6 protein-coding genes and 1 pseudogene are annotated in these 8,376 nt (G+C 57.1%); 5 read left to right on the forward strand and 2 right to left on the reverse strand.

The annotated features are described in order from the left end of the window. A pseudogene (locus tag ACVWXF_RS13865) lies at positions 1-78 on the reverse strand (IS5-like element ISSoc13 family transposase); the annotation flags it as partial. 461 nt (positions 79-539) lie between these two features. On the opposite strand from ACVWXF_RS13865, the gene ACVWXF_RS13870 reads away from it, so the two are divergent. The 5 genes from ACVWXF_RS13870 (at position 540) to ACVWXF_RS13890 (ending at position 6,568) form a co-directional block, all read left to right on the forward strand. Further along, positions 540-2,375: an NAD(P)H-quinone oxidoreductase subunit F gene (locus ACVWXF_RS13870; RefSeq protein WP_457474678.1), complete on the forward strand. Its 1,836-nt coding sequence runs from the start codon at positions 540-542 to the stop codon at positions 2,373-2,375. 50 nt (positions 2,376-2,425) lie between these two features. Continuing rightward, on the forward strand, positions 2,426-3,919 hold the full coding sequence (locus ACVWXF_RS13875; protein WP_457474679.1) for an NADH-quinone oxidoreductase subunit M: 1,494 nt from the start codon (positions 2,426-2,428) through the stop codon (positions 3,917-3,919). Positions 3,920-4,035: 116 nt separating this feature from the next. Next, complete coding sequence (locus tag ACVWXF_RS13880) at positions 4,036-5,346, forward strand: CO2 hydration protein (RefSeq protein ID WP_414416996.1); 1,311 nt, start codon at positions 4,036-4,038, stop codon at positions 5,344-5,346. Positions 5,347-5,471: 125 nt separating this feature from the next. After that, positions 5,472-5,930, forward strand: coding sequence for a fasciclin domain-containing protein (locus ACVWXF_RS13885; RefSeq protein WP_457474680.1), 459 nt, complete (start codon positions 5,472-5,474; stop codon positions 5,928-5,930). Between the two features lie 380 nt (positions 5,931-6,310). Next, the gene (locus ACVWXF_RS13890; RefSeq protein ID WP_414374720.1) at positions 6,311-6,568 is read left to right on the forward strand and encodes a CHRD domain-containing protein; all 258 of its coding nucleotides are present in this window, start codon (positions 6,311-6,313) and stop codon (positions 6,566-6,568) included. A gap of 234 nt (positions 6,569-6,802) precedes the next feature. Here the strand turns inward: ACVWXF_RS13890 and ACVWXF_RS13895 are convergent, their stop codons facing one another. Further along, a complete protein-coding gene (locus ACVWXF_RS13895; protein ID WP_457474681.1) occupies positions 6,803-8,194 on the reverse strand; it encodes a TldD/PmbA family protein in 1,392 nt (463 codons plus the stop codon). Positions 8,195-8,376 lie beyond the last annotated feature (182 nt).

The following is an 8,376-nucleotide window of genomic DNA, read 5'->3' on the forward strand; positions in this document are numbered from 1 at the left end:
AATGTTAACTCTCTCTTCTGTCTGTAAAAAAGCCAATATCTTCTGCCATTTGTTTTCATCTAAAAAAACCAACTTCATCCTCTTTCCTCTATAAACTATTCTCTCTATCCTAACATAAGATCAACACGACCTAGGTCGTTGTTCTCAATCTTCATCTTCTTGGCAATTTCACAGGGACTTACGATGGTAGCCTTGGGATGAAGAGGTGAATGGGATCCTGCTTGCGTTAGCCTATCGAAGACCGGAAGTAGGGCAGCAGAACTTCGGGGATGTCCTAGAGCCATTCACGGTATCTGCGCAGCCGGGGATCCTGAGTTCCCAAGGAGTTTATTCCCATCTACGCTTTAGAGAGTGAGGTGGTGACAACAAGAGAGTAACCTCTGTTGCCCCTTGCTAAGGTATAGACTTTTGTCTATAGATCTCATCGAGAAGTTCAATTTTTATCTATCCTAATTTGCAGCTAAGATGCTGCTTAAGATTTTTTACAGGATCTCAGCAAGTGTTCCAGTTTGGCCAAGATCCCTGGCCGAAGGAGGATTATGAGCTTGAACGGGCTGGTCACAACTGCATGGCTGATTCCCCTCTACGCTTTGGTGGCGTGGGCGGGAGCGCTGATCTGGTCCCCAGGAATCACCCGGCGCACGGGACCACGTCCGGCAGGTTATTTGAATGCCCTGCTGACCTTAGTGGCTTTCCTTCACAGTGTGGGAGCGCTGGTGGCAATTTGGGATCAGCCGGCGCAGGTCATTCGGTTGCCCTGGCTGCAGGTGGGGGATCTGATGTTAGAGCTGCCGCTGCAGGTGTCATCGGTAACTCTGGGGGCCTGCGCTGTGGTGACGGGGCTGAACCTGGTGGCCCAGATCTACGGCTTTGGCTACATGGAAATGGACTGGGGCTGGGCGCGGTTTTTCTCCCTGCTGGGCCTGTTTGAGGGGGGGATGTGTGCCTTGGCTTTGTGCGACTCCCTCTTTTTCAGCTACGTGATCCTGGAGATTTTGACCCTGGGCACTTACCTGTTGGTGGGCTTTTGGTTCAACCAATCGCTGGTGGTGACGGGAGCGCGGGATGCTTTTTTAACCAAGCGCATCGGCGACCTGTTGCTCTTGATGGGGGTAATCGCCATCTATCCCCTGACCGGCTCCTGGGAGTTTGAGGATTTGGCGGCCTGGGCAGAGGCGGTGCAGGCAGGATCTGTCACTGTGGATCCCACCCTGCTGGCCCTGGTAGGGCTGGGGTTGCTGGCCGGCCCCGTAGGCAAGTGTGCCCAATTTCCTCTGCACCTGTGGCTGGATGAGGCGATGGAAGGGCCGATCCCCTCGACGATCTTGCGCAATGCGGTGGTGGTGGGCACAGGGGCCTGGGTGTTGATTCGCCTGCAACCCCTCTACGAGCTTTCCCCAACAGTGCTGAAGGTGATGCTAACCATCGGCGGCTTGACAGCGGTGGGGGGATCCCTGGTGGCTTTGGCCCAGATCGACGCCAAGCGAGCTTTGTCTTATCTGGTGAGTGCCTACATGGGCTTGATTTTTGTGGCGGTGGGCACCGGTCATCCCCAGCAAGCCTATGGGTTGCTGCTGACCTATGCTCCGGCCATGGCTCTGTTGGTGATGGCTCCGGGCACGGTGATCTGGAACAGCATTACCCAGGATTTGCGCTATCTAGGAGGCTTGTGGTCGCGGCGCCCTATCTCGGGGCTGTGCTTCTTGACCGGAATGGCCGGAATCATCGCTTTGCCGCCTTTCGGTTCCTTTTGGGTGCTGACGGATCTGTGGCAGCAGTTGGTGCAATCGGGGCAGGGGTTGTGGGCGGCAGTCGTGCTGGTCACCAATGCTGTAACGGCCCTAGGGCTGACACGGGTGTTTGGCCTGATCTGGGGGGGCAAGCCGCAGCAGATGAGCGAGCGTTCGCCGGAGGTGCATTGGCCGATGATGCTGCCCATGACGGTCACGATGGGGGTGGCGCTGCACATGCCCATGATCCTAGCGGCACTAGGTCTGATTCCCGCTCTGGAAGGGATCCCTGTTGGGGTAATGACGGGATCCAGCTTGACAGGCATTGCCTTGGGAGCCTGGCTGTATCTGCGTCCGCAGCGGCAGCCGGTGGACTGGGCCTTCTTGGCCGACTGGCAGGATTTGTTGGCCAACGACTTCTACACCCCCAAGCTCTACCGGGCCAGTGTGGTGTTTGCGGTACGCATCATCTCTGAGGTTACAGCCCTGTTCGACCGCTATGTGGTAGACGGCTTGGTAAATTTGACCAGCTTGGCGGTATTGGCGGGTGGACAGGTTTTGAAATACACCACCTCTGGCCAGTTGCAAGCCTACGTGCTGACGATTGTGGTGGGGGTGGCCCTGCTGGGCTGGCTGATTCTCTAGGCTTGGGCAAGGTAGCGGGACGGAGTCCTTAGATAAAGAGGGAAAAGACCATGCTGAGTGCCTTGATTGTGTTGCCGATCTTGGGATCCCTGCTCCTGTTCTTAGGCTTGGGGGGGCGAAAGCTGGCGGTGGCCTTGGCCGGGATCCTGCTGGGGATCTCGCTGCTGCTGTTTGCCAACTTTGACCTGCAAGCGGAAGGGCTGCAGTGGGTGCAGCGGTGGGATTGGATCCCGGCAATTGGGCTGAGCTACTCCCTGGGCCTGGACGGGTTTTCCCTGCTGATGGTGGCTTTGAATGGGCTGCTCACGCTGATTGCGGTGCTGACAGCTGAGCCAGAGGTGAAGCGGCCCAACCTCTTATACGGCTGCATTTTGTTCATGAGCGGGTCGGTCAACGGGGCTTTTGTTGCCCAGAACCTGCTTTTGTTCTTCTTGTTTTACGAGCTGGTGCTGATCCCGATCTACCTGCTCATCTCCATTTGGGGCAGCCCCAAGCGGGATTATGCTGCCATCAAGTTTTTGATTTACACTGCCGTTTCCGCCATCTTTCTGTTGGGGGCCTTTTTGGCCATCTACTGGCTGGGGGATCCCCATAGCTTTGAGCTGCTGGAGATCCGCATCACCTCTCTCAGCCCTGTTGCCCAGACCTTGACGCTGTTGGCCTTGATCGTGGCTTTCGGCATTAAGATGCCGCTGATCCCCTTCCACACCTGGTTGCCTGATGCATACGGGGAGTCGTCGCCGCCAGTGGCCATCCTCCTGGGAGGGATCCTCTCCAAGTTAGGCACGTACGGTCTGTTTCGCTTTGGGCTGCAGTTGTTTCCCCAAGCTTGGGCCGACCTGGGCGGGATCCTAGCCTGGTGGGGAGCCATTGCCGTGTTGTCCGGGGCTTTGGCAGCCATCGCCCAAAAAGACATCAAGCGCATGGTGGCCTACAGCTCCATTGGCCACATGGGCTACATCCTGCTGGGCATGGCGGCAGCCACCCCCATTAGCCTGACCGGGGCGATGGTGCAGATGGTCTCCCATGGTCTCATCTTGGCGCTGCTGTTTGATCTGGTGGGCTTGGTGGAGCGCAAAGTGGGAACGCGGGATCTGAACGTACTCAACGGCCTGCTCAACCCCTTGCGAGGCTTGCCCACAGTGAGCGCCCTGCTCATCTTGGGGGGGATGGCCAGCGCCGGGATCCCTGGCCTGGTGGGCTTTGTGGCGGAGTTCTTGATCTTCCAGGGCAGCTACCAAGATTTTCCTCTGCCCACTTTGATCAGCATCTGTGGCACCGGCTTGACGGCGGTGTACTTTGTGATTTTGCTAAACCGCACCTGCTTTGGCAGGTTGGACAACCGCACCGCCTACTACCCGCGCGTGCATGGCTGGGAGCGGATCCCGGGGCTGATTTTGACGGCCTTGATCGTTTGGTTTGGGATCCAGCCCATGAGCCTGGTGAAATGGCCACAACCCTTGGCGTTTACCCTATCCACCCAGGTGGCTCAAGCGCAAACGCTTATCCTGGCCTCGGCTGGCGATCTTGCCGATTCTCCCTAGGGAGCTGGGCTGCCTTCTCTGGAGCAGATCAAGGCAATCGGGAAACTTCCAGGAATTGAGATCCCAGGGAATGACCTCAAGGAGCCAGAACTTTTGAAGAGTTGGAGACTTCTTCTATGACGACAACCCTCACAGCCCGCAAGCTGCCCCCTTCTACCCATCCTTTTGCGGATATAGTCCACCGCCTGGAGGCAGGGGGATCCATGCTGCCAGATACGCCGGAAAACCTGATGCAAATTATCGGCCTCTACAAAGCCTATGCCGTGCCAATGGATTTCTACTGGCGGGATCTGCTCTACATTGCCGAGCAGGTGTTTGTGGATCCCTTGCCTTTTTTCAAGTTCATCATTCCTGAAGAGTATCTGAAGCTGGCCAACCACTACGCGGGGGATAACGCGGATTTGCGCATTTGGCGAGGCCAGGCTACGGCCCATCCCGAGCTGCTGGAGTTCATGGAAAAAGGGGAGCTGAAGCGCAAGCTGCCCAGAATTTTGCATCACCTCTGGCATGACCGCATCAACATGGAATTTGCCGAAGAATGTATGCGGGCCATGCTCTGGCATCGGGACATGGGGGGCTTGCTGGATCCCTACATGGATTCCGAGGAATATAAGCAAAATGCCGACCGCGCCATCCGCGCCTATTGCCAGGGCAACCCCTTGTTGATGGGGCTATACAAGCTCTTCCCTGATATGTTCTTGGAGCTGTGCCGCCAGGCCACCATGTACTCGGTGTTGGGCCTGTTTTGGGAGGTGATGGCTCCGGTCTTTTTTGAGATCAGCGATCTCTACGACGAAGGCAAAATCACCAGCGTGCCGGAGGCGATGAACTTTTTGGTCAACGGGATCTTCGCCATTGCCGGACGACCCATCTACCATCGCGTGCGCATTCGGGGAGAATGGTACGATATTGTGCCCAAATCCAAGGGATTTACCTGGCTATATGAGGCCGCTTTCCCCTATGTAGAGGCCGTGTTTTATCGCACCTCTCCTTTCCGCGGCACCAAGTCCTACAACGCTCAGGCCAACGAAGTTCCCACCAACCAGTTGGACTTCCACTACGGGATCCTCTACGCCGATAAGTTTCCGGTGGGCACCGCCGGGATCCCACCCACGCTCTTGCACCAGGATATGTACCACTTTTTGCCCCAGTATTTGGTGGAGTATTATCGCAAGCATTGCCGCGGCGAAGAGGACATGCTGATTCAATTGGGGGTTAGCTTCCAGCGCTCCATGTACAACGTCACCTCAGCCGTGATTCAGGCGGGAAGGGCCGCTTTCTTGTATCCCCTTGATGATCCAAATCCACGGCACTTGATGATGAACCGCCGTTATTTTGAGGGACAACTCAATCGCTTCACCCGACCGGAATACGGGATTCGAGAAGCAGCTCGCCTGGCCTACATTCAGGATCAGAACTATCGCTAGCCGACTTCAAGTCTAGGCATTGACTCTGCCCATTTTCAGTTGTATTCAGGCCAGGTAGCTCTGAAACTGCCCACCACTTTGACTTTCCTGTCATCCCAACTTCTAGCAAAATAAGGATTTTGACCATGCCTGATATTGTCGATATTGCAGTTGCTACGGAGGGTTTCTCCACCCTAGTTACAGCCGTGAAAGCGGCAAACTTGGTGGATACTCTGAAAGGCCCTGGCCCCTTTACTGTTTTTGCGCCTACCGATGCAGCTTTTGCCAAGCTGCCTCCTGGCACCATCACCACTCTGGTGCAAAACATCCCCCAACTGACTCGCATCCTGTGTTACCACGTGGTGCCCGGCCGCTTGAAAAAGGCAGATTTGGCCAAGTACCAAAGTGTGGGCTCGGTAGAGGGATCCCCCATCGATCTCACCATTGAAGGGGATGTGTTCGAGGTGAACAACGCCACCGTTATCCAAGCGGACATCGAAGCCGATAACGGCATCATCCACGTCATCGACACCGTCATCCTGATGCGGCCCCACTGGTTCTGGCCGATCATGAACTCTGCTTTGGCCGCCTCGGCCAGAGGATAAACGGATCCATCCTGAACGGAGGTTGGGGAAAGTGCCTGGGTGAACCCTCTCCCCCTCTCCGCAACTTTATAGGTACGGTCAGAGATTTCTGCTCCGCGTGCAGTCTACACCATCCCCCAACCCCCACAGGGTGGGGATTTTTGTCTCTCGGTAGCAGTGATGTCGCCGTCTTTTAAACCCAGAGATGAATCCGAAGCTTGGCCTGATACGTACCTTATTTAGCCTGTTCTCTGACCGAGGAGCTTTTTTCCATGTTGTTGATCGGTTTTGCCCTTCGGCCTCGTTCAATTTTCGAGGCTTTTTGCGGCTTTTGCCTGGTTGCTGTCTTGTTTCTCAGCGGTTAAGGAAGCTTTACAAATCTCACAACCCCACTTCTACCCATTGCTAACTTTGGCCCTGGACATATTCACATTGCTCAGCCGCAGCCAGGACAATCTTTCGCCCAGGCCACAGGGCCGGTGGTCTTTGTCTTGAACATGTTGCCGAATCCAGGCAATCAGTCGGGGAATTTCCGACTGGAAGCCAACCTCACCCCTGAGCAAGTCTCCAGCTTTTTGGCCGGAGCTTACTACATCAACATTCACACGCAGGCCAACCCGCCGGGCGAGTTGCGAGCCCAGGTGGTTTTCCCTCGCTAAGGTTTGATCCAGTACGCCATCTGGGATCCCCGCAGGTGAGGGGATCCCTAATTTTTGCGGACGGATTGGCTGTTCTGTGAACTCCCCCACGGTCAGTCGTGCCGGCAGGACAGAGTTTCTGTGTAGCTCCTGGCCAGCAGCTTTCGGTAGTCCTGGAGCTGGCCTGCCAGTCCCCTTTACAGAGCGAGCTGTAGGCTTCACCTCTGGGCTAGCTGTGGAGCGCCAAGGGAATAACTACACAGGTTGCTGTCCGCCCACAATGGCCCGACAGCGAATGTAGGGGCCGCCCGCATCCACCTTGGCCGGTTGACCCTTGCCACAATGGCCGGATCCCAAGTCCCACAGGAAGTCCCGCGAGACGGCATCCACCGATTGCAGCACCTCAAAAGCATTGCCGGTGATGGTGACACCGCGCAGCAACTCCGCCAGCTTGCCATCGCGAATGCGGTAGGCCCGCTCTACCCCAAACATAAACTCGCCCGTGGAGTCCGCCTGCCCGTTCCTGGCCCCATCCAGGAAGTAGCCATCGGGAGTGCTGGCGATGATTTCCTCTAGCGTTTGGGATCCGGGTTCAATGAAGGTGTTGCGCATGCGGATCAAAGGCTCATCGGCATATTCCCAGGCGCGGGCATTGCCGGTGGGCTCTACGCCAAAGTGGGCAGCAGTTTCGCGGTTGTGGAGATAGCTGACCAGAATGCCGTTTTGGATGATGGTGGTGCTTTGGGTAGGAACGCCCTCGTCGTCCACAGGAAGGGTTCCCCCTGCCCCCGGCATAAACTCTGAATGGCCGGAGTCTTTGAGGGTAACCCAGTCGCTGGCCACCCGCTGCCCCAGCTTGCCGGCAGCCACAGAACCCGCCAGAACAAAATCCGCCTCGACCGTGTGGCCAATGGCCTCGTGCACCAACAGCCCCACGATGGAAGGCGACAGAATAACCGTGGCCCATCCCCCTTCTGCGTAGCCTGCGGACAATAAATCAACCGCGGTAGCAGCCGCCTTTTCCGCCATCTGCAAGGGATGCGAGCGGAACAGGCAATCCCATCCCCCTGTTACCCCAATGGCCTCGGAGCCACTGCTGAGCTGGCCGTCCGCTTCGGCCACCGCCTGAACTCGCAGCTCGGGGCGCACCAGACGAAAGGCCACATCCGCCCCATCGGTGGTGACAATGGCTTTTTCCTCGTAGATCTCGTTGTAGGTGCAACTGGCGGAGCTAATTTGGCGAGAGGCCTGCCGGGCCTGCGCCTCGGTTTCCAAAGCCAACTGGATCTTCGCCTCCAGCGGTTTGTTCAACACCTCCTCCACACCGGGCTCGCAGAACTCCCCTTGGGCCAGCCGCACACTGGGCAGGGATCCCAGCTTTTGTTTGCGGTAGTCGGCGCTGGCTTGGGCGGCACGGCGAGCTTCAGCGATGGCCTCCCGAATGGCAGCCGGCGAGGGATCCCCGGTGGCAGCAAAGCCCCAAGTGCCGGCCTCCAACACCCGCACCCCCACTCCGGAACGGCGACGAACCGCGGTGCGCTCAAGGCGGCCCTTCTCGGCAGTGACGCTGCGGAACACCTTGCTGTGGTAGCGCAGTTCCACAAAGCCAGAGCAGTCCCGAAGGATGTCGCGCAGAAGGTCTCGCATAGCAACAGGGAGATGGGTGTAGTCCTCAGTCCAGCATAGCCCGATCCTGGAAAGTCGATGAGCTGCCACGCCGAGTAAACTACCCGGCACCCGCGCTATGCGCAGGGTGCGGGCTTTATCCCAATCCCTAGCGGCCCCAGAGGACAGCTAAGTTTCGGAATTTCAGGCGAGTTTACAGTCGC

Source organism: Thermostichus sp. MS-CIW-40 (genome assembly GCF_054058315.1).

Bases quoted from the DNA above. Each gene is read 5' to 3' on its own strand.
- ACVWXF_RS13895 (WP_457474681.1), bottom strand. From the start codon at position 8,194: ATGCGAGACCTTCTGCGCGACATCCTTCGGGACTGCTCTGGCTTTGTG.
- ACVWXF_RS13875 (WP_457474679.1), top strand. From the start codon at position 2,426: ATGCTGAGTGCCTTGATTGTGTTGCCGATCTTGGGATCCCTGCTCCTG.
- ACVWXF_RS13885 (WP_457474680.1), top strand. From the start codon at position 5,472: ATGCCTGATATTGTCGATATTGCAGTTGCTACGGAGGGTTTCTCCACC.
- ACVWXF_RS13870 (WP_457474678.1), top strand. From the start codon at position 540: ATGAGCTTGAACGGGCTGGTCACAACTGCATGGCTGATTCCCCTCTAC.
- ACVWXF_RS13880 (WP_414416996.1), top strand. From the start codon at position 4,036: ATGACGACAACCCTCACAGCCCGCAAGCTGCCCCCTTCTACCCATCCT.